Annotated in this window: 20 protein-coding genes; 8 read left to right on the top strand and 12 right to left on the bottom strand. The window is 71.3% G+C overall.

What is annotated here, in order from left to right; genetic code table 11:
- Nucleotides 1-370: 370 nt before the first annotated feature.
- From ppk2 to Q0D75_RS13795, 3 genes are all read right to left on the bottom strand, one after another.
- On the bottom strand, nucleotides 371-1153 hold the full coding sequence (gene ppk2, locus Q0D75_RS13805) for a polyphosphate kinase 2 (RefSeq protein ID WP_291054368.1): 783 nt from the start codon (nucleotides 1151-1153) through the stop codon (nucleotides 371-373).
- A 62-nt stretch (nucleotides 1154-1215) separates the two neighbouring features.
- Nucleotides 1216-1989 (bottom strand): alpha/beta hydrolase, encoded by a 774-nt coding sequence (locus tag Q0D75_RS13800; RefSeq protein ID WP_291054360.1) that lies wholly within the window; start codon nucleotides 1987-1989, stop codon nucleotides 1216-1218.
- A 105-nt stretch (nucleotides 1990-2094) separates the two neighbouring features.
- A complete protein-coding gene (locus Q0D75_RS13795; RefSeq protein WP_291054358.1) occupies nucleotides 2095-2961 on the bottom strand; it encodes a glycosyltransferase family 2 protein in 867 nt (288 codons plus the stop codon).
- 141 nt (nucleotides 2962-3102) lie between these two features.
- On the opposite strand from Q0D75_RS13795, the gene Q0D75_RS13790 reads away from it, so the two are divergent.
- Entirely contained in the window at nucleotides 3103-5790 is a 2688-nt protein-coding gene (locus Q0D75_RS13790) for a glycoside hydrolase family 3 C-terminal domain-containing protein (protein WP_291054357.1), read from the top strand.
- A gap of 91 nt (nucleotides 5791-5881) precedes the next feature.
- On the opposite strand, the gene Q0D75_RS13785 is transcribed toward Q0D75_RS13790, so the two are convergent.
- Nucleotides 5882-6340 carry a helix-turn-helix domain-containing protein gene (locus Q0D75_RS13785; RefSeq protein WP_291054355.1) on the bottom strand — a complete coding sequence of 153 codons (459 nt, stop codon included), beginning with the start codon at nucleotides 6338-6340 and terminating at the stop codon, nucleotides 5882-5884.
- A gap of 105 nt (nucleotides 6341-6445) precedes the next feature.
- Here Q0D75_RS13785 and Q0D75_RS13780 point away from each other — a divergent pair, with 105 nt between their 5' ends.
- Nucleotides 6446-7153: an SDR family oxidoreductase gene (locus Q0D75_RS13780; RefSeq protein ID WP_291054353.1), complete on the top strand. Its 708-nt coding sequence runs from the start codon at nucleotides 6446-6448 to the stop codon at nucleotides 7151-7153.
- Between the two features lie 21 nt (nucleotides 7154-7174).
- Here Q0D75_RS13780 and Q0D75_RS13775 read toward each other — a convergent pair whose 3' ends face one another.
- From Q0D75_RS13775 to Q0D75_RS13755, 5 genes are all read right to left on the bottom strand, one after another.
- Nucleotides 7175-8032 carry an ABC transporter permease gene (locus Q0D75_RS13775; protein ID WP_291054351.1) on the bottom strand — a complete coding sequence of 286 codons (858 nt, stop codon included), beginning with the start codon at nucleotides 8030-8032 and terminating at the stop codon, nucleotides 7175-7177.
- Entirely contained in the window at nucleotides 8029-9003 is a 975-nt protein-coding gene (locus Q0D75_RS13770) for an ATP-binding cassette domain-containing protein (protein ID WP_291054349.1), read from the bottom strand. The genes Q0D75_RS13775 and Q0D75_RS13770 overlap by 4 nt, the downstream gene beginning before the upstream one ends.
- A 101-nt stretch (nucleotides 9004-9104) precedes the next feature.
- Nucleotides 9105-9968: a DUF4097 family beta strand repeat-containing protein gene (locus Q0D75_RS13765; protein WP_291054347.1), complete on the bottom strand. Its 864-nt coding sequence runs from the start codon at nucleotides 9966-9968 to the stop codon at nucleotides 9105-9107.
- Nucleotides 9969-10132: 164 nt separating this feature from the next.
- Nucleotides 10133-10624 (bottom strand): toxin-antitoxin system HicB family antitoxin, encoded by a 492-nt coding sequence (locus tag Q0D75_RS13760; protein WP_291054345.1) that lies wholly within the window; start codon nucleotides 10622-10624, stop codon nucleotides 10133-10135.
- 47 nt (nucleotides 10625-10671) lie between these two features.
- A complete protein-coding gene (locus Q0D75_RS13755; protein ID WP_291054343.1) occupies nucleotides 10672-11181 on the bottom strand; it encodes a hypothetical protein in 510 nt (169 codons plus the stop codon).
- 135 nt (nucleotides 11182-11316) lie between these two features.
- Here Q0D75_RS13755 and Q0D75_RS13750 point away from each other — a divergent pair, with 135 nt between their 5' ends.
- Entirely contained in the window at nucleotides 11317-11949 is a 633-nt protein-coding gene (locus Q0D75_RS13750) for a hypothetical protein (protein WP_291054341.1), read from the top strand.
- Between the two features lie 9 nt (nucleotides 11950-11958).
- Here the strand turns inward: Q0D75_RS13750 and Q0D75_RS13745 are convergent, their stop codons facing one another.
- From Q0D75_RS13745 to Q0D75_RS13735, 3 genes are all read right to left on the bottom strand, one after another.
- On the bottom strand, nucleotides 11959-12663 hold the full coding sequence (locus Q0D75_RS13745; protein WP_291054339.1) for an RraA family protein: 705 nt from the start codon (nucleotides 12661-12663) through the stop codon (nucleotides 11959-11961).
- A gap of 151 nt (nucleotides 12664-12814) precedes the next feature.
- Nucleotides 12815-14263, bottom strand: a complete 1449-nt coding sequence (locus Q0D75_RS13740; RefSeq protein ID WP_291054337.1) for an MATE family efflux transporter — start codon at nucleotides 14261-14263, stop codon at nucleotides 12815-12817.
- 99 nt (nucleotides 14264-14362) lie between these two features.
- Nucleotides 14363-14800 (bottom strand): MarR family transcriptional regulator, encoded by a 438-nt coding sequence (locus Q0D75_RS13735; RefSeq protein WP_291054335.1) that lies wholly within the window; start codon nucleotides 14798-14800, stop codon nucleotides 14363-14365.
- A gap of 99 nt (nucleotides 14801-14899) precedes the next feature.
- On the opposite strand from Q0D75_RS13735, the gene Q0D75_RS13730 reads away from it, so the two are divergent.
- From Q0D75_RS13730 to Q0D75_RS13710, 5 genes are all read left to right on the top strand, one after another.
- Nucleotides 14900-15250 carry a DUF2200 domain-containing protein gene (locus Q0D75_RS13730; RefSeq protein WP_291054333.1) on the top strand — a complete coding sequence of 117 codons (351 nt, stop codon included), beginning with the start codon at nucleotides 14900-14902 and terminating at the stop codon, nucleotides 15248-15250.
- A gap of 32 nt (nucleotides 15251-15282) precedes the next feature.
- Nucleotides 15283-15789, top strand: a complete 507-nt coding sequence (locus Q0D75_RS13725) for an AraC family ligand binding domain-containing protein (RefSeq protein ID WP_291054331.1) — start codon at nucleotides 15283-15285, stop codon at nucleotides 15787-15789.
- Nucleotides 15790-15795: 6 nt separating this feature from the next.
- Nucleotides 15796-16122, top strand: a complete 327-nt coding sequence (locus Q0D75_RS13720) for an AraC family transcriptional regulator (protein ID WP_366513441.1) — start codon at nucleotides 15796-15798, stop codon at nucleotides 16120-16122.
- A 119-nt stretch (nucleotides 16123-16241) separates the two neighbouring features.
- Complete coding sequence (locus tag Q0D75_RS13715; RefSeq protein ID WP_291054329.1) at nucleotides 16242-17087, top strand: ABC transporter ATP-binding protein; 846 nt, start codon at nucleotides 16242-16244, stop codon at nucleotides 17085-17087.
- Nucleotides 17084-18145 (top strand): iron-siderophore ABC transporter substrate-binding protein, encoded by a 1062-nt coding sequence (locus Q0D75_RS13710; protein WP_291054327.1) that lies wholly within the window; start codon nucleotides 17084-17086, stop codon nucleotides 18143-18145. The genes Q0D75_RS13715 and Q0D75_RS13710 overlap by 4 nt, the downstream gene beginning before the upstream one ends.
- Nucleotides 18146-18148: the final 3 nt, after the last annotated feature.

The raw sequence follows: 18148 nt of genomic DNA, 5'->3' as shown, positions 1-18148 counted from the left end.
ACGAGTCCCGCCCGAGACTGGCCCGTACCGGGGGTGGGGGTGCTCCGTCGACGTCGTCGCCGGGTTCGGCCAACGCGATCTGATCCGCGATCGCGGCGGCTTCGGCGAGGTGCCGGGCCCGCCGAGCCTCTATCGCGGCGATGTCCCGCTCGTCGTCCTGGAGCATCCGGAGAAGCTCGTCGAGCCGGTCCCGCAGGGATGGGTGCGCGAACACCGACCCGAACCCCGACACCCTGGATCTGGAGGCAGGCGCGACCGGGCGCGGGCCCCGGGCGGGAGCGGGATGCGGTGACCGTTCGCCTGTTTCGGTGAACACCACCCTCGACTGCTTCATGAGAATAAGTCAATCAGCACCCACCGACATCGGGATTCAGGCCACGGCGGCGGCGTGATCGGGGACGAAGCGGTGGCCGTTCTGCGGCGGGCGGTCGGCGTCGACGGCACCGGGGCGATCCGGGAAGTCGACGGGCTCGGGGTCGAGGTGGTCGTAGGGGATGCGGCTGAGCAGGTGATGGATGGTGTTGATGCGGGAGGAGCGCTTGTCGTCGCTCTCGATCGTCCACCAGGGGGCCTCGTCGATGTCGGTGCGCTCGAACATGGCGTCTTTCGCCCGGGAGTAGTCCTCCCATCGGGTGATCGACAGCAGGTCGGTGGAGGAGAGCTTCCAGCGGCGCATCGGGTCGTTCAGGCGACGGCGGAAGCGCTTCTCCTGCTCGGTGTCGCTCACCGAATACCAGTACTTCAGCACGATGATGCCGTCGTCGACCAGCATCCGCTCGACCACCGGAACCTGCCGCAGGAAACGCTCGTACTGCTCGTCGGTGCAGTAGCCCATCACCCGCTCGACACCGGCCCGGTTGTACCAGGAGCGATCCATCAGCACGATCTCGCCGGCGGCCGGCAGACGCTCGATGTAGCGCTGGAAATACCACTGCCCCTTCTCCCGCTCGCTCGGCTGCGGCAGGGCGACGACTCGCGCGGTCCGCGGGTTGAGGTACTGCATGATCCGCTTGATCGCCCCGCCCTTCCCCGCCGCATCGCGACCCTCGAAGATGATCAGCACCCGGGCACCGGATGCCGTCACCCACTGCTGCAGGCTCACCAGCTCGATCTGCAGGCGGCGGAGTTCTTTCTCGTAGGCGCGCTTGGGCATCCGGGGGCGCGGATGTGCGTTCGCGTCACGGTACTTCTTCTTGCCGGAGTTCTTCTCGTGGCTCATCGTGCGCTCCTCGGTGGGGTGGATGCGGCGGGGATCGTGGACATCAGCGTGCGGACGGCGGCCGCGACCTCGCGCGGAGCCGTGTGCTGCACGACGTGCCGGTGACCGGGCACCTCGACGAGCGTGCCCCGCACGGCCCGTTCGCTCAGCAGTGCGCACCAAGCGGGGCCGGCGATCGGGTCGTCGCCGCCCCGGATGACCAGCAACGGCGCGGCGAGCTCGCGGATGCGGTCTTCGATCGGATAGCGGATCATCGGGCGCGCCTCACGCAGGAAGTACACCGGCCCGCAGCGCAGGTAGTCCGCGAAGACGACGGTGTTCACACGGGGCGGCTCGCCGAGGATGTCCAGGGCTAGAGCGGCCCCCTGCGCCCGCAGCGACCGGTGCTCGCGATCGGAGACCGGCCCGATCGCGACGACCGCCCGGGCGAGATCCGGGCGCTGCACGGCGGTCTCCACCACCCACTGAGCACCCATCGAGTGGCCGACGACGACCGCGTCCCGTGCGCCGAGGCGGTCGAGCACGCGGGCGAGGGCGCCGGCCATGTCGGGCACATCCGGAGCCTGGGCGGACTTGGGCAGGCCGCCGAAGCCGGGCAGATCGACGGAGTGGACGGTGCACGTGCGCGTCAGCTCGGCGTGCAGATGGCTCAGATAACGGTGCGAGGCGCCGATGCCGTGCAGCAGCACCACCACGGGCGCATCTGGGAGCACCGAGCTGATCGCCCGGAACGCCCGGCCGCGCGAGAGGATGCGGCGATCGCTGTGCATACGGCTGTCCCCTCGATGACCCGACTCACAGCCTGGACCCGACCACGGCATCCGCCGCCCGCTTGCGCAACGGGCGCGCCTGTGCAAGCGACCCCCGGTGGCCGATCAGTCGGCGTCGGCGGCCGCGACCGACTTCGGCACGCCGCCCCACTGCTGGGCGGTGCGGCGCTCGGTGAGGCGGCGGCCGGCGTGCAGGGCGGGGTAGATGCCGAGGAACACCGCCATGGGGGCGAGCAGGCGCAGATCCCGGATGCCGTGGGCGTCGTAGGTGCGCTTGAAGCGCTCGACGTAGTAGAGGTAGTCCTTCGGCGCGGAGTCGAGGCGCCGGGCCGACATGCCGACCACCATCGCCGAGACGTAGCCGATCTTCAGGCCCTTCAGGGCGAGGTGCACGGCGAGGTCGATGTCTTCGTGCATCAGGTCTTCGCGGTCGGGGCAGACGTCGTCGCGCACGGCCAGCCAGGCCTCCTTGGTGATGGCCATGTTGGTGCCGAACAGGAAGACGTACTTGCCGGCCAGCTTCACCTGCAGCTTGCGGAAGGTGTCGTCGGCGTGGTGGCCGAAGGCGCGCATCGGCATGTCGTAGTACTCGACCGGGCCGCTGGCGGCCACGAAGTCGCCCGTGGCGAACGCGAGCTGCACCTGTTCGACCCAGTTCGCCGACAGCGCCGAGTCGGCGTCGATGCGGCCGATCACCGTGCCGGTCGCCGCGTCGAAGCCCGCGTTGCGGGTGGGGGTGATGCCCTGCTCGGCATCCTGCACCACGATGCGGATGTTCGCGTCCGGGAACGCCGCCTGCATCGCCTCGACGGCCGCACGCGTGCCGTCAGTGGACTTGTTGTCGACCACGATGATCTCGTGGGCGGCCACCGTCTGCTCGATCGCGGCCACCAGGCAGTGCCGGATGCCGGCCTCTTCGTTGTAGGCGGGGATGACGATCGAGACGGTGGGAGGAGTGGGGGAGTCGGTCACGGCGGCGTCCTTCGGCTCTGGGTGGGCGGAGTCGGTTCGGGTCGGTATCGGTGGGGCAACGGCGACGGCCGCGGATGATGCGGTGCGGCGCGATCGATACCGTCAGTCTGGCAGAGCGTGGGAGTTCTACGATGGACGGACATGACCGAGATGACCCCCGCCGAACTCGTCGCGCGGCTGAGCGACGCCGAGAAGGTGGCGCTCACCGCCGGGGCGGACGCCTGGACGACCACCGCCGTGCCGCGGCTCGGCATCCCCTCGATCCGGCTCGGCGACGGACCGCACGGGGTACGCAAGCCGCACGACGGCTCGGGCATGTCGATGTTCGACTCGCATCCGGCCACCTGCTTCCCCACAGCCGCAGCGCTCGGTGCGAGCTGGGATCCGGAGCTCGTGCGCGAGATCGGCGTCGCTCTCGGGCGGGAGGCGGCCGCTCACGGCGTCGCGGTGTTGCTCGGGCCCGGCGTGAATCTGAAGCGCACGCCCATCGGCGGCCGTAACTTCGAGTACTTCTCCGAAGACCCCGCCGTCTCGTCGCGGATGGGCGCCGCCTGGGTGCGGGGCGTGCAGAGCACCGGGGTCGGCGCCTCGCTCAAGCACCTGGCCGCCAACAACACCGAGTCCCGGCGCTACGGGATCGACGCGATCGTGGACGAGCGGGCCTTGCGGGAGCTGTACCTGGCGAGCTTCGAGCCGATCGTGCGGAACGAGCATCCGGCGACCGTGATGGCCGCCTACAACCGGCTGAACGGTGAGCACTGCAGCGAGAATCCCTGGCTGCTGAACGGCGTGCTGAGGGAGGAGTGGGGCTTCGACGGCGTGGTGGTGTCGGACTGGGGCGCCACCTGGGACCGCACGGTGTCGATCCCGGCGGGCAGCGACCTCGCGATGCCCGGGCTCGGGCGCGGCGACGACCGCTACGTGCTCGAGGCCACGCGGTCGGGGCGGCTTCCGAGGGAGGCGCTCGAGGAGTCGGCGCGACGAATCGTCGAGCTGGTGCACCGGCACGGGGCGGCGGCGGCCGGCGGTGCGGAGCAACCGGATCACGCCGAGCACCATCGGCTGGCCCGGCGAGCCGCGGCGGGCGGCACGGTGCTGCTGAAGAACGACGGGGGTGTGCTGCCCCTCTCCGTGCCGGGGGTGAGCGTACCGGGGGTGGGCGCCCGCGTGGCGCTGATCGGGGCCCTCGCCGAGGAGCCGCGGTTCCAGGGCGCGGGCAGCTCGCACGTGGTGCCGACGCGCGTGGACACGCTGCTCGATGCGTTGCGCGCGGCGCTGCCGGCGAGTGTGGGTAGGCCCGGTGCGGATGACGCGGGTGGCGGCGGTGTGGTGGCGGATGGCACGGGTGCCGGTGGTGCGGTGGCGGGTGCCGGCGGTGTGGTGGCGGATGACGCGGGTGCGGGCGGGGCCGCTGCGGGCGGGGCGGTCGCGGGTGCTGCGGATGCTCTGGGCGCGGGTGATGTGCCGTCGGGCGAGCCGATGGTCGGCTATGCGCCCGGCTACGACCGCACCCGGCACGACTCGACCGCGGAGCAGCTCGCCGAGGCCGTCGCGCTCGCCCGGGGCGCGGAGGTCGCGATCGTGGTGGTGGGGCTGCCGGAGACGTTCGAGACCGAGGGGGTGGACCGGGAACACCTGAGGTTGCCCGAAGCGCACGATCGGCTGGTCGACGCCGTCGTGGCCGTCAACCCGAACACCGTGGTGGTGCTGCAGAACGGCTCGCCCGTCGAGCTGCCCTGGCGGGAACGCGTTCCGGCCATCGTGGAGGGGTACCTGGGCGGTCAGGCGGGCGGCAGTGCGATGGCGGAGGTGCTGCTCGGCGGGACGGAACCGGGGGGCCGGCTGGCCGAGACCTTCCCCGCGCTCTACGCCGAGCATCCGGCCTCCCGGCTGCACAACGGACCGGCGACCGCGGAGTACCGCGAGAGCGTCTACGTGGGGTACCGCTACTTCGATTCGGTGGGGGAGCGGGTTGCCTTCCCGTTCGGGCATGGACTGTCGTACACGAGCTTCTCCTGGTCGGAGCCGACGGTCGTGAGCGACGACTCGGCGGGGATCGAGGTGCGGCTGACGGTCACCAACACGGGCGATCGGGGTGGATCGGAGGTGGTGCAGCTGTACGTGCACGACCCGGTCAGCTCGGTGTTCCGACCCGAACAGGAACTGCGCGGGTTCGCCAAGGTGACGCTCGAAGCCGGCGGCTCCGGTGACGTGGTGCTGCAGCTGACACCGCGGGACTTCTCGTTCTGGAACACCGCCACGCACGGGTGGGAGTTCGAGCCCGGGGCGTTCGAGCTGCGTCTCGGCAGGTCGTCCCGGGACATCCTCTGGCGGCGATCGATCACCCTGGAGGCGGTGGACACCGGCGCCGGTGCCGGCGCCGGTGCGGGTGAGACGGATGCGGCGACGAACTCGCCGGCGGATGCGTCGAACGCGGCCGCCGCTATGCAGGCCGGTGGCGGGATAGCAGCCTACGTCTCGCCTTCGGTCGAGCGGGGGTTTCCTGCCGACGACTTCGCGCGGCTGCTCGGGCGGGCGCTTCCGCCGAACCTGGCCGCGGTTCCGGGGGCCTACACGCTGGACACGGCGATCAGCGAGATGCAGCGCTCGGCCGTGGGCCGCATCCTGTTCGCCTACATCCGCAAGCAGGCCGTGAAGACCATCGGGGCGCCCGCGGGTGATGAGGTCGACGCGGCCGCGGGCGACGTGGTGGCGCAGCTGACGTTCCGGATGTTCCCCACGGTGAGCGAGGGCCTGGTCGGCCGGCGCGGCACCCGGCGGTTGCTCCGCTGGATGAATCGACTCGCCCAGATCGGCCGGCGGCACTGACGCGGAAGCGCTGATGGGGTGGCCCTGACGCGGAAGCGCTGATGGGGTGGCCCTGACGAGCCCGCACGGACGCGGCGGCGCCGTTTTCGCGTCAGGCGGACGCAGCGGGCACGAGCTCAGCCCGGATGCGATCTCGGGGAACGATGCGGCCGTCGCGGTGCACGGCCGCGGCCCCGATCGTCTCGCCGTCGGTGTCGTCGACGAACCGCAGCAGAGGCTCGCGCGTCGACGGCCGATGCCGGTCTGCCCAGCCGCCGAGCGCCAGGAGCACCACGGCCAGGTCGCGGCCGGCTTCGGTGAGCAGGTACTCCTCGCGGGATCGGCCCGACTCGGGCTTGTAGGTGTGCCGTTCGAGCACTCCGCCTTCGACCAGCGACGCCAGCCTCGCCGTGAGCACCTCGCGCGGGATGCCGAGCGACGACTGCAGGCGGCTGAACCGCGTCGATCCGGCCAGGCAGTCGCGCACGATCATCAGGCTCCACTTCTCGCCGAGCACGTCGAGGGAACGGGCGATGGGGCAGCGGTCGTCGCCGCCGAGGATGCCGAGCATCCGTTGATCGTACCTGAGTTCAGTTCTTAGATCCAGCATGCTAGGTTCGGAACACGAATTCAGTAGGTCCGCCGAGCAGCGGGCCACGACTCACCAGGAGACGCCATGCAGATCGACGGCAGTACGGTTCTCGTCACCGGAGCGAACGGGGGACTCGGCGGCGAGTTCGTGCGCCAGGCGCTCGAGCGCGGCGCGGCGAAGGTGTACGCCAGTGCTCGCAGCCCGCGGGAGTGGACGGATGCGCGAGTGGTTCCGCTGGTGCTGGACGTGACCAGCGAGGCGAGCGTGCGGGCGGCGGTGACTGCGGCCGGCGACGTCTCGGTCGTCGTCAACAACGCCGGGGTCGGGGGATCGGGCGCTCTGCTCGCCACCCCGGTCGAGGAGGTGGAAGCCGTCTTCGCGACCAACGTCTTCGGTGCCCTGCGCGTGGCCAAGGCCTTCGCACCCGCGCTGGCCGCGAACGGCGGCGGGGCGCTGGTGGACGTGCACTCGGTGCTCAGCTGGCTCGCCCTGGCGGGCGGGTATTCGGCGTCGAAGGCGGCGCTGTGGTCGATCACCAACTCGCTGCGGCTCGAGCTGGCGCCGCAGGGCACGCTCGTGGTCGGCGCCCACCTCGGCTACACCGACACCCCGATGATCGCGCACCTCGACACCGAGAAGAACGACCCCGCCCTCATCGTGGCGACCATCTGGGACGCGGTGGCGGCCGGCGACCACGAGGTGCTCGCCGATCAGGTGAGCCGCGACGTGAAGAGCGCCCTCTCCGGACCGCTCGAGGCCCTGTACCCGGCACTGGCCGGTCGCGCCGGCTGAACCGACCCGGGGAAGCCCGGATCAGCGCACCGAGCGGCGCTCGTACAGGGCGCGGGCCCAGGCGTAGCCGACGACGATCAGCACCACGCACCAGCCGATCGCCCAGAGGGCGCTCGAGCCGAGCGGCGTGCCGAGCAGCAGCGCGCGGATCGTCTCGATGAACGGCGTGAACGGCTGATACTGCGCGAAGCCCTGCAGCCATCCGGGCATCGAGTCGGTCGGCACGAAGCCGCTGCCGAGGAACGGCAGGAACAGCAGCACCAGGGGGAGATTGCTGGCCGTCTCCACCGACCGGGCCTGCATGCCCATCGCCACACCCAGCCAGCTGATCGCGAAGGCGATCAGGGTCAGGATGCCGGCGGCGGCGAGCCACTCGGCCGGTCCGGCGGTCGGCCGGAATCCGATGGCCAGGCCGACGCCCAGCACGAGCACCACGGCGATCAGCGCCTGGATGGTGTTGCCGAGCACATGGCCGGCCAGCACGGCCGCCCGCGAGATGGCCATGGAGCGGAACCGGGCCGTGATGCCCTCGGTCATGTCCATGGCCACCGTGGTGGCGATGCCGCCGGCGCTGCCGGCGATCGTGATGGCGAGGATGCCGGGCATCACGTAGGCGAGATAGGCCTCGCGCCCGTCGGACGGCCCGCCCCCGGGCAGTCCGGCGCCGAGCGTGCCGCCGAATACGAACACGAACAGCAGCAGCATCACCACCGGGCCGAGGATCGTGAACACCGAGAGCCCGGGGTAGCGGATGAGGTGCAGCAGGTTGCGCCGCAGCATGGTGGCCGAGTCGGCCAGCACGTGCGAGGAGTGCGGCCCGCCCGGTGGGATCGGTGCCGGGCCGGGGGCTGGAGGTCGGGTGTCGGTGAGAGCGGTCATGATGCGGTTCCTTCCTGGTCGTCGGGGGAGCCGGCTCGGCCTGCGGTGGCCGTGCTGCCGGTGAGCGCGAAGAACACGTCGTCGAGATCGGGCGTGTGGATGCTGACGTCGAGCACGGCGACGTCGGCGTCGGCGAGGCGGTTGAGCACGCCGCGCAGACCGGCGACGCCGCCGTCGGAGGGCACGGTCAGCGCGAGCGCGGTGTCGTCGCGGCCGGCCGTCTCGAGCAGGCGGGCTCCGGCGTCGAGCAGTGCGGCATCCGCGAATCGCAGTTCGAGGTGACCGCCGGGGATGCGGCGCTTGAGTTCGTCGGGGGTGCCCTCGGCCACGATGCGGCCGCCGTCGAGCACGGCGATGCGGTCGGCGAGCTCGTCGGCCTCGTCGAGGTACTGCGTGGTGAGCAGCACGGTCGTTCCCTCGGCCACGAGACCGCGCACGATCTCCCACATGGTGTGACGGCTGCGCGGATCCAGGCCCGTGGTGGGCTCGTCGAGGAAGATGACGCGGGGCGCCGTGACCAGCGTCATGGCGAGGTCGAGGCGGCGGCGCATGCCGCCCGAGTAGGTCGAGAGCGGCTTCTTGGCGGCATCGGCGAGGTCGAACTGCTCGAGCAGCCCGGCCGCCCTGGCCTTCGCGCGCCGGGCGCCGAGGTGCCGCAGCCGCGCCATCAGCAGCAGGTTCTCCTCGCCGGTGAGCAGTGTGTCGACGGCCGAGAACTGTCCGGTGAGCCCGATCGCGGCGCGCACGCCCTCGGGGTCGTGCGCCACGTCGCAGCCGGCTACGGATGCGGAGCCGGCATCCGCTCGCACCAGGGTGGAGAGGATGTGCACGGTGGTGGTCTTGCCCGCCCCGTTGGGGCCGAGCAGGGCGGTCACGGTGCCGGCGGGCACGGTGAGGTCGACGTCGTCGAGCACGAGCTGCGTGCCGTACGACTTGCGGATGCGGTCGAGGCGGATGGCCGGGGTGGTCATGGTGTGTCCCTTCTCAGGCGGGTCGTCGTCGGTCGGTCGGGCGTCAGGCGTCGGGCGGACGGGCGGGCGGGCATGTTCAGGCGGGTGTCGGGGCGGGCGCGTCAGAGCTGCGCGCGGGCCGGGGCGCGGCGCACGGTGATGTCGCCGTACTGGGTGCGGGCGCGCACGGCGACCGTCTCCTCGGTGGGAGCGGGAGCGGCGGTGTCGCCGTCGAGCTCGTTGCGCACGTGGCCCTCCTTCGACGACAGGTCGAGCCAGGCCGGCACGCCGGGGCGGATGCCGACGGTGACCTGGCCGAATCCGCTCTCCAGCTGCACCGATCCGCTCGACACCTCGCGCAGTTGGATGCTGCCGTAGGCGGTCTTCGCCGTGACGGAGCCGAGTGCCCGGGTGATCTCGAGGTCGCCGTAGGAGAGCTTCGCCTCGACCTCGCCGCCGGTCTCGCCGAGCTGGATGGAGCCGTGCGAGGCCTTGAGCAGCGCGTCGCCCGCGAGTGCGCCGATCCGGAGCTGGCCGTGGTCGGCGGTGATCTCGGCGCCACCTGCGATGGTGTCGACCGAGGCGTTGCCGTGGCCGGCGCGCAGCCAGAGGTCGCCCGTGGCCTCGAGTTCGACCGGGCCCATCGAGGCTTTGATACGGGTGGCGCCGAGACGCCCGGTGGAGCGCACGGCGCCGACCGCGATCTCGGCGGTGAGGCGCGAGCCGGCCGGCAACTCGATGCGCAGGTCGACCGACTCGGTGGGGCCGATCCAGCTGAGCCGGGGCTTCGGACCCGTGACGGTGAGGCGCCGGCCGTCGAACTCGACCTTCGTCTCCTCGGCCCCGCGGCGGTCGACGGCCTTGCCCGGGTTGGTGGGAGCGACCGTGACGACCGTGTCGGGGCGGTCGCTCGCGATGATGTCGAGGGCGCCGACCTGGAGGTTGACGGCCAGGTCGATCGGTTCGGGGGTGCTGTATTCGGGCATGCTGACGCCTCCCTTTCGGAGTGCTGGGGTGAATGGTGCGCGGAGTGCTGCGGGAACGGATGCGGCGGCCAGAGCTGTTCGAAGGCGCGCTCGTGACCCGCCGCGCGGTCGCGGTGCGGAGAGCGGATGGGGGAGTGAGGCGGGTGCCCCGGCCGGGTGGCCGGCTAGCGTGCCCAGCCGGCGAAGTCGTCGCCGGTGCGGAGGGAGCGTTGCGCCGAGCGGCGCTGCTTGGGTTGGAGGGCGGAGGAGACCGCCCGCACGAGCCAGGTGTTGACCGACAGCCCGTCGGCGGCTGCCGCCTCGTCGACCCGCGCCTTGAGGGCGTCGGGCAGACGGAGGGTCGTGCGTGAGGTGCTGGTGTCGTCGAGCTCGGCGGGGACGGCAGCGCGGTCGTCACCTTCGGCCTCGACGGCCGGCAGGGCGATCGCGAAGTCGACCTCGCGCCGGCCGCGCAGCCGAAGTTCGACCGACCCGGGAGCGAGCTCCCGGGTGATCTCGCCGGCGGCGGCGGCCAGGGCGTCGAGCAGCACGAGCCGGGTCGCCGCATCCAGGCCGGCCGCGAGTCGCTCGGCCACCGCGCGGGTGTCGGCCGATCCGTGTTCCGCCGAGTCGAGCAGCTGGCGCTGCAGCTCGGTGGCGTACTGTCCGATGTCCATGACACCAGTGTGACACCACTGTGGTGTCACGTCAAGCCTCTATGGTGTCAGGTCGCGTCGGCGGGCATCTGGATCTGCAGGAGGACGGCGTCGATGCCGGGATCGGTCGGGGTGATGAGCAGGGACCCGCTGACCGGACGGGGGCTCGAGCCGTGGTACTGGATGACCAGGAAGAACGCGTTGGACCCACCCGGATCGAGGGTGCCGTTCCAGGTGAAGGAGAGCTCGTCGTCGCTGGTGCCGCCGGTATTGCTCCAGCCGCTGCCGGGGACGGCGCCGACCGTGAAGCCGTCGGGAGCCATGCCCGAGATGACGACGTCGACGGGCCCGGATGCCGTGCTCGCGCCGATGTTCTGCACGCTCAGGGTGGTGGTGGAGACCGGAGCCGGCGCCGGGATCACGAGCGGATTCTGCCCCAGGGCGAGCGCGAAGGTGGTCGCCCCACTGGCTGCTGCCGCGGGAGCCGCTGCGGCCAGTGCCACGACCGGTGCCGCCCAGGCGGCGGTTCGCAGGACGGCGCGACGGGAGACGGGGGAAAGGCTCGGATCTGCGCTCATGCGTCGACGGTAGCGAGGCCGCCGGCCGCATCCGTTCGCGGGGAACCACCGATTCGGGTGGATCGACCTAGTCTGGGATCGGAGCACCGCGCCGCCGGGATGCTCTGCCGTGATGCTCTGCTTGGAGTCGATACCGTGTCCCTGCCACCTCTCCCCGCCCAGGTCTCCGCCGTCGGACGTGCGGACGCCCGCCGTCTGCCGCCTCGCTCGTGGCCGGTGTGGCTGATCTTCGGGGTGCTGTTCGTGCCGGCGCTGTTGTCGCTCACGCTCTTCGCGGGGGCGGAGGACGACGCGGCCGAGAGCCTGGCGTTCCAGCAGAACGCGGTGGGGCGCAGCGTCGTGCTCACCGGAGAGTTCGTGGGCGTGGAGACCAACGCGGGCCTGCCGGTGAACACCGGGCAGTACGAGGTGACGGTCCCGGATGCCGCGGGCGGCGCCGGCGAGATCGTCACCGTCGGCGGCGACGAGCACTGGGGCTTTCCGCCGTCGGAGGATCACCCGGCCGAGCTGTCGTTCCTGATCGTGCTCGACGACCCGCCGCACGCGGTGGCCCACGGTCCGGTGGGCAGCGTGGCGGAGGTCACCGAGCAGACCGTGCAGTCGGCCGAGAGCGGTCTGGCCGTGGCGTCGGGCGTGCGGGTCGCCGGAATCGTCGTGTTCTGGGTCTACCTGCTGGGGCTGCCGGTGCTCGGCGTGCTGCTCGCCGTGCGGCGCCGCCGCGCGAAGCGGCGCGCGGCCGCTTCGATCGTGCCGGCTCCCGTGATCTGAGCGAGCCGGTCACTCCTCGATCGCACCGCCGAGCGCACGCAGATGCTGCCGGAACGTCGTGCCCTCGGTCTCGCGCAGCCGCAGGAAGTCGCTGAACCGCAGCTGCTCGCGCAGGCCGGTACCCTGCAGCTGCTGCGCGGCCTGCAGCCGCTCGGTGTCGCGGATGGCGGCGGCCAGCGCGGCCACCTCCACGGCGCGCGCCAGCGGAACGACGATCACGCCGTCGTCGTCGCCGATCACGAGGTCGTCTTCGGTGACCAGGTGCTCGCCGATCCGCGCGGAGACGAGCGCGTCGGCATCTTGGGCATCGAGCCGCTGAGGCCCCGCCGGGCACGTTCCCGAACTGAACACGGGCAGCCCGATGCGGCGCAGCTCGGGGGTGTCCCGGTGCAGTCCGTCGATCACGATGCCGGCGAGCCCCGCCTGCTGCACCTCGAGCGTGATGAGGTCGCCGACGCAGGCCTCGTCGGTGCGCCCGCCGTTGTCGACGACGAGCACCTCGCCCGGAGCCGACCGTTCGAGCGCTTCGAGGAACACGTCGACACTGCCGTAGTGCCGCGCCGGCCGAGCGCGGCCGACCAGGTGGGTACCGGCGGTGACCGCACGCACCTGCGGCGGACCCACCCGCACCGGCACGCCCAGCCGCACCAGCGCATCCGCCACATGCGGGCTGCTCAGGTCGAGGTACTGTCGCGTGATCTCGAGCGCATCCATAGGGGCTCCCTCCTGCTCGTGCCGAATCGTGCGCTCACGCTATCCCCGAGCGCATGCCGCTCGGGGAATGCGAGCATCCAGGTCGCCGATGGCGTGCGAAGAGCGGGATGTCCACGTGATCGCGCTACCCGGCAGCCAGGGCGGGTGGGCGTCAGGCAGGGGCGGGTGCCTCCGCGAGGGCGGCCTCGGCACGCTCGGCGGTGCCCTCGGCGAGGCCGCGGTCGATGGCGCGGCGGGTGGCGAACCAGATCGCGAGGCCGACGACGAAGACGAGGGTCTCCGAGACCGTCAGCGACCAGATGATTCCGGCGAGGCCGAACCAGAGGTTGCCGAGCAGCACGATCGGGATGAACAGCACGCCCTGCGCCATCGACATCACGATCGCCGGCACCGCGCGGCCGGTGGCCTGGAAGAACGAGGTGAGGAGGCCGGCGAAGCCGTTCACGATCATCGCCACGAGCTGCGCGGTGAGGATGGTCACGCCGATCGCCAGCACCGAGGGGTCGGCCACGAAGGCCGAGAACACCTGGTCGCGGAAGGCGAACACGGCGCCGGCCGAGATCAGCACGATCCCGCCCACCGTGATCGCCGACACCCGCACCGCCGAGTACAGCCGGGCGCGGTCGCCCTTGCCGTACGAGTAGGCGAGCAGGGGCAGGATGCCGAGGGTCACCCCCATCACGAGGAACTCGGGAACCTGGGCGATCCGCACCGCCACGCCCATGGCGGCCAGCGCGGCGTCGCCGTAGGCCGCCGCCAGGTTGTTCAGCACGAGCGAGGTCACGATCAGGAAGGATGCCTGCAGCAGTTCGCCCGAGCCGACACCGAAGACGGGCTTCAGCACGGCGGGCGACAGGGTGAACCAGCGCGGCGCGAGGCTCACGTGCTCGCTGTGCCGGTGCAGCCACACGGCGAAGTAGAGCACCACGCCGAGGTTCGCCAGGCCCAGGGCCAGGGCCGCACCGGCCACCCCCCAGTGCAGCACCAGGATGAACAGCACGTCGAACACGACGTTCGCGACCGTGGAGGCGATCAGCCCGATCATCACCTGGCGGGCCGCGCCCTCGGCCCGCACGATCTGCTCGAGGCAGAACGCGGCGGCGAGCACCGGCACGAAGGCGAGCATCACGCCCACGTAGGCGCCGGTCGCCGGCACGGCGGCCGCATCCGCTCCCAGCAGGGCGACGAGCGGATGCAGGAACAGCAGTCCCAGTGCACCGAGGATCGCCCCCGTGATGATCGACCCCCAGAGCGCGAACGAGGAGACGCGCTTGATCTCAGCGGCCTGGGCGGGTTCGTGCTCGGAGGCGCCGAGCAGGCGCGAGATGAGCGCTCCGCCACCGACGCCGAACACCCCGCCGACCGCCATCACGAGACCGAGCAGCGGAGTGCCGAAGGTGATCGCGGCGAGCAGGGTGGAATCGTGCAGCGAGCCGATGAAGCCGGCGTTGATGACGTTGTAGACGGCGCCCACGATCATGGCGGCGGCCATCGGCACGCACAGGTGCACGAGGGCCCGCACGATCGGGGCGGCGGAGAGGTACCAGCGGTTGGTACCCGGGGTGTCGGTACCGGAGGTTTCGGGGTTCGTGGTGCTCATGACTGCTCCTTTCCGGGCAGGCTCGAGCGCGCGCCGGCGAGCGCCGGCACGGCGAGGGGTGGAGAACGCGATCTCGGGGGAGAGGGGCGGGGTGCCCGGTTACCGGGTCGGTCGCGGCATGACGCTCGTGATCTTGGTCAGCAGGTCGTGCAGGGTGGCCCGCTCCTCGGGGCTGAGCGGTGCGAGGATGACCTCCTCGGTGCCGGCCATCGCGGTGTCGAACCCGGAGATGAGCTCGACGCCGGCCCGGGTGGCGTAGACGCGTTTGATGCGCGCGCTCTCGCCATCCGCTCGCCGTTCGACCAGGCCCCGCCGCTCGAGCCCCTGCAGGAGGCTCGAGACGCTGGCCGCGCTCGTGCGGGTCATCGCGGCGATGTCGCGCTGGATCGCGCCGGGGTTCTGGGTCAGGTAGCCGAGCACGAAGCTCTGCTCGTGGCTGAGGTCGCGCTCCCGGATCCAGTCTTCGCCCGCCTTGCGCTGCGCCCAGCCGATCCAGCGCAGCAGTTCGAGGGAGGTGGTGAAGTCCGGTTCTTTCATGTTCAGAACTCTAATCGTTAGACATCTAACTGTCAATGTTCGAAGTGAGGCGACTTGATATCCTAGAGACACGAACCGCGACTGGGAGTGAGGCGTCGGATGGCAGGACATCGGATCTTCGGAACGCCCGTGGCGGCCGTCTACCCGCACTACCTCGCCAAGGCCGAGCGCAAGGGCCACACCAAGGCCGAGGTCGACGAGGTGACCCGCTGGCTCACCGGCTACGACGATGCCGGCCTGGCGAAGGTGCTGGCCGACGAAGTCACGTTCGAGGACTTCTTCGCGGATGCTCCCGCCTTCAATCCCAACGCCGAGCTGATCAAGGGCCGCATCTGCGGCATCCGGGTCGAGGAGATCGACGACCCGCTGATGCAGAAGGTGCGCTACCTCGACCTGCTCGTCGACGAGGTCGCCCGTGGTAAGAAGATGACCTCCATCCTGCGCTCCTGACGCGCGGCTCGCTCCGTCATAGACTCGTCGGCATGACCGCGGCGCGAGCAGGGGGACCTGCGGCCGGAGTGCCGGGGTCGGGTGCGTGGCCGCGGGAGCCGGGAACCGAGGTGCGGCCCGGGGCCGCGTCACCGGCCGAACTGCGCGAGGGGTTCGCCATCGTCGCCGAGTCGGAGACGCCCGCGGCGCCGGTCGAGTGGTCTCCGCACACGCACCCGGCGCACGAGCTGGTCTGGGTGCGCGGCGGGGCGCTGACCGCGCGCGTGCAGGACAGGGTGTTCACGGTGTCCGACGGAGGCGGCCTGTGGATTCCCGCCGGTGTCGTGCATGCCGGCAGGCTGCCCGCGGGACGGGCCTTCCATACGGCGTTCTTCGACCCGGCTCTCACGCCGATCGCGTTCCCGGCACCCACGGTGCTCGCGATGACGGCGGTGCTCGAGTCGGTGCTGCTGCACCTCGCGAGAGCCGACCTGGATCGCGCCGCCCGCGCCCGCGCCGAAGCGGTCGTGTTCGACGTGATCGAGCCCTCGGCGCGGTAGCTCGCCCTGCAGCTGCCCGGCGACCCGCGGATCGACGCCATCGCCGAAGCGCTGCTCGCCGATCCGGGCGACGACCGCGATCTCGAGGCCTGGGCGGGGGAGCTCCGGATCAGCGAGCGCACCATCACCCGGGCTTTCCGCAGCTCGACCGGCCTCTCGTTCGCGCACTGGCGCCAGGCGCTGCGCATCCACCGCGGTCTGGCGATGCTGGCCGAGGGTCTGGAGGTGCACGCCGTGTCGGACCAACTCGGGTACGGGCATCCGAGCACCTTCATCGCGGCCTTCCGCCGGGTGATGGGCACCACACCCGGGGCGTACGCCGATCAGCCGTGATGTCCGGAATCGTGGATGCTCTGTCCACCGTTCCGGATTGCAGCCAGCGCGCTGCCGCGTTAACCTGGTTTAGGTAAGGCAATCCTTACTGCAAGGTCGCCTAGCCGAATGACGTCTCGATGCCCGAAACCCGATCCGCCCTCCGTGGCGACGAGCTGACGCTCGGCTACGGCAAGCACACCGTCGTCGACGGGGTGTCGGTGCGACTCCGGCCCGGCCGGGTCACGGCGCTGGTGGGGCCGAACGGCAGTGGCAAGTCCACGCTGCTGCGCTCGCTCGCCCGGCTGCACAAGACCGACGCCGGCCGGATCGTGCTCGAGGATGCAGCGGGAGCGGTCGAACGCGACATCGCCCTTCTCAGCGGGCGGCAGTTCGCCCGCGAGGTGACGCTGTTCTCCCAGTCCCGCCCCGCTCCGCACGGACTGACGGTGAGCGAGGTGGTGGCCTTCGGACGCCATCCCCACCGCCGCGGATTCAGCGGCCTGTCGGCCGAGGACCGCGCGGCGATCGACCACGCGATGCAGCTGACCGGTGTTCAGGAGATGGGTGAGCGCTCGGTGGGGGAGCTCTCCGGCGGCGAGATGCAGCGCGTGTGGCTCGGCGCCTGTCTGGCCCAGCAGACCGGTGTGCTGCTGCTCGACGAGCCGACCAATCACCTCGACCTGCGCTACCAGATGGAGACGCTCGATCTGGTGCGCGAACTGGCCGACGACCACGGTGTCGCCGTCGGGGTGGTGCTGCACGACCTCGATCACGCGGCGCGCATCGCCGACGAGCTGCTGCTGCTGGCCGCCGGGCGCATCCACGCCGCCGGCGATCCGGTCTCGGTGCTCACCGCCCAGAACATCACCGCCGTCTACGAGATCCCGGTCGAGGTCGCGGTCGACCCGCGCACCGGACGCCTGCGCATCGACGCCCTAGGCCGGCACAACGCCTCCCGCCCCACCCTGAAAGGACACCCATGACCACCGCTCCCCGCTTCGCCGCGGTGACCGCCACGCTCGTCGCGGCCGCACTCACCCTCACCGCCTGCGGGACGACCGCCGTCGCGGACCCCGCATCCGGCTCCGTCGCCGCACCCACCTCCGACAGCTGCAGCGCCGACACGACCACGACGGCGACCGGCCCGGTGTCACTCACCGACGGCCTCGGCCGCACGGTCGAGCTCGACAAGCCGGCCGAACGGATCGCCGTGCTCGAGTGGCAGCAGATCGAGGATGCCCTCACGCTGTGCGTCACCCCCGTGGCCGTCTCCGACGCGGCCGGCTACGCCACCTATGTGAAGGCGGAGACGCTCCCTGAGGGCGTGACGGATGTGGGCACCCGCGGAGAGCCCGACCTGGACGCGCTCTACGGCAGCAACCCCGACCTGATCATCGTCGAGTCCTACAGCGCCGACGACGAGCTGATCGCCCAGCTGGAAGGCCGCGGCGTGCCCGTGCTCGCCACCATCGGTGCGGACGCCGCCGACCCGATCGGGAACATGAAGGGCGTCTTCGAGATGATCGCCGAGGCGACCGGACGCACCGACCGCGCCGAGCAGGTGCTGACCGAGTTCGACGAGCACCTCGCCGAGGCGAAGGCCACCGTCTCGACCGTCGAGCTGCCGACGACCGACTTCCTGTTCTTCGACGGCTGGATCGAGGGCGGCAACGTCGTCATCCGTCCGTACGGCAAGGGCGCGCTGTTCACCGCACTGGGCGAGCAGCTCGGCCTGACCTCGGCCTGGACCGACGAGATCGACTCGGCCTACGGCAACGGCGGCGTCGACCCGGCCTACGGCCTCGCCCAGACCGACATCGAGGGTCTCACCGCGGTCGGCGAGGCGAACCTGTTCTTCTCGAACGACGACACGGCCGACAGCTACGTGACCGAGCTCGAGAAGAGCACGATCTGGACCTCGCTCCCCGCCGTGCAGCAGGATCGAGCGCACCCGTTCCCGTCGGGAGTGTGGGGCGCGGGTGGACCGATCTCCAACGAGCTGGCCATCGACGCCTACGTCGCCGCGCTGACCGAGGGCTGATCC

Source organism: Herbiconiux sp. (assembly GCF_023264855.1).
GTDB lineage: Bacteria > Actinomycetota > Actinomycetes > Actinomycetales > Microbacteriaceae > Herbiconiux.
The sequence above is the reverse complement of the archived record's forward strand: the minus strand, read 5'-3'. Positions and strand labels throughout refer to the sequence as shown.

Bases quoted from the DNA above. Each gene is read 5' to 3' on its own strand.
- ppk2 (WP_291054368.1), bottom strand. From the start codon at position 1,153: ATGCCCAAGCGCGCCTACGAGAAAGAACTCCGCCGCCTGCAGATCGAG.
- Q0D75_RS13800 (WP_291054360.1), bottom strand. From the start codon at position 1,989: ATGCACAGCGATCGCCGCATCCTCTCGCGCGGCCGGGCGTTCCGGGCG.
- Q0D75_RS13790 (WP_291054357.1), top strand. From the start codon at position 3,103: ATGACCGAGATGACCCCCGCCGAACTCGTCGCGCGGCTGAGCGACGCC.
- Q0D75_RS13785 (WP_291054355.1), bottom strand. From the start codon at position 6,340: ATGCTCGGCATCCTCGGCGGCGACGACCGCTGCCCCATCGCCCGTTCC.
- Q0D75_RS13780 (WP_291054353.1), top strand. From the start codon at position 6,446: ATGCAGATCGACGGCAGTACGGTTCTCGTCACCGGAGCGAACGGGGGA.
- Q0D75_RS13775 (WP_291054351.1), bottom strand. From the start codon at position 8,032: ATGACCGCTCTCACCGACACCCGACCTCCAGCCCCCGGCCCGGCACCG.
- Q0D75_RS13770 (WP_291054349.1), bottom strand. From the start codon at position 9,003: ATGACCACCCCGGCCATCCGCCTCGACCGCATCCGCAAGTCGTACGGC.
- Q0D75_RS13765 (WP_291054347.1), bottom strand. From the start codon at position 9,968: ATGCCCGAATACAGCACCCCCGAACCGATCGACCTGGCCGTCAACCTC.
- Q0D75_RS13760 (WP_291054345.1), bottom strand. From the start codon at position 10,624: ATGGACATCGGACAGTACGCCACCGAGCTGCAGCGCCAGCTGCTCGAC.
- Q0D75_RS13755 (WP_291054343.1), bottom strand. From the start codon at position 11,181: ATGAGCGCAGATCCGAGCCTTTCCCCCGTCTCCCGTCGCGCCGTCCTG.
- Q0D75_RS13745 (WP_291054339.1), bottom strand. From the start codon at position 12,663: ATGGATGCGCTCGAGATCACGCGACAGTACCTCGACCTGAGCAGCCCG.
- Q0D75_RS13740 (WP_291054337.1), bottom strand. From the start codon at position 14,263: ATGAGCACCACGAACCCCGAAACCTCCGGTACCGACACCCCGGGTACC.
- Q0D75_RS13735 (WP_291054335.1), bottom strand. From the start codon at position 14,800: ATGAAAGAACCGGACTTCACCACCTCCCTCGAACTGCTGCGCTGGATC.
- Q0D75_RS13730 (WP_291054333.1), top strand. From the start codon at position 14,900: ATGGCAGGACATCGGATCTTCGGAACGCCCGTGGCGGCCGTCTACCCG.
- Q0D75_RS13725 (WP_291054331.1), top strand. From the start codon at position 15,283: ATGACCGCGGCGCGAGCAGGGGGACCTGCGGCCGGAGTGCCGGGGTCG.
- Q0D75_RS13715 (WP_291054329.1), top strand. From the start codon at position 16,242: ATGCCCGAAACCCGATCCGCCCTCCGTGGCGACGAGCTGACGCTCGGC.
- Q0D75_RS13710 (WP_291054327.1), top strand. From the start codon at position 17,084: ATGACCACCGCTCCCCGCTTCGCCGCGGTGACCGCCACGCTCGTCGCG.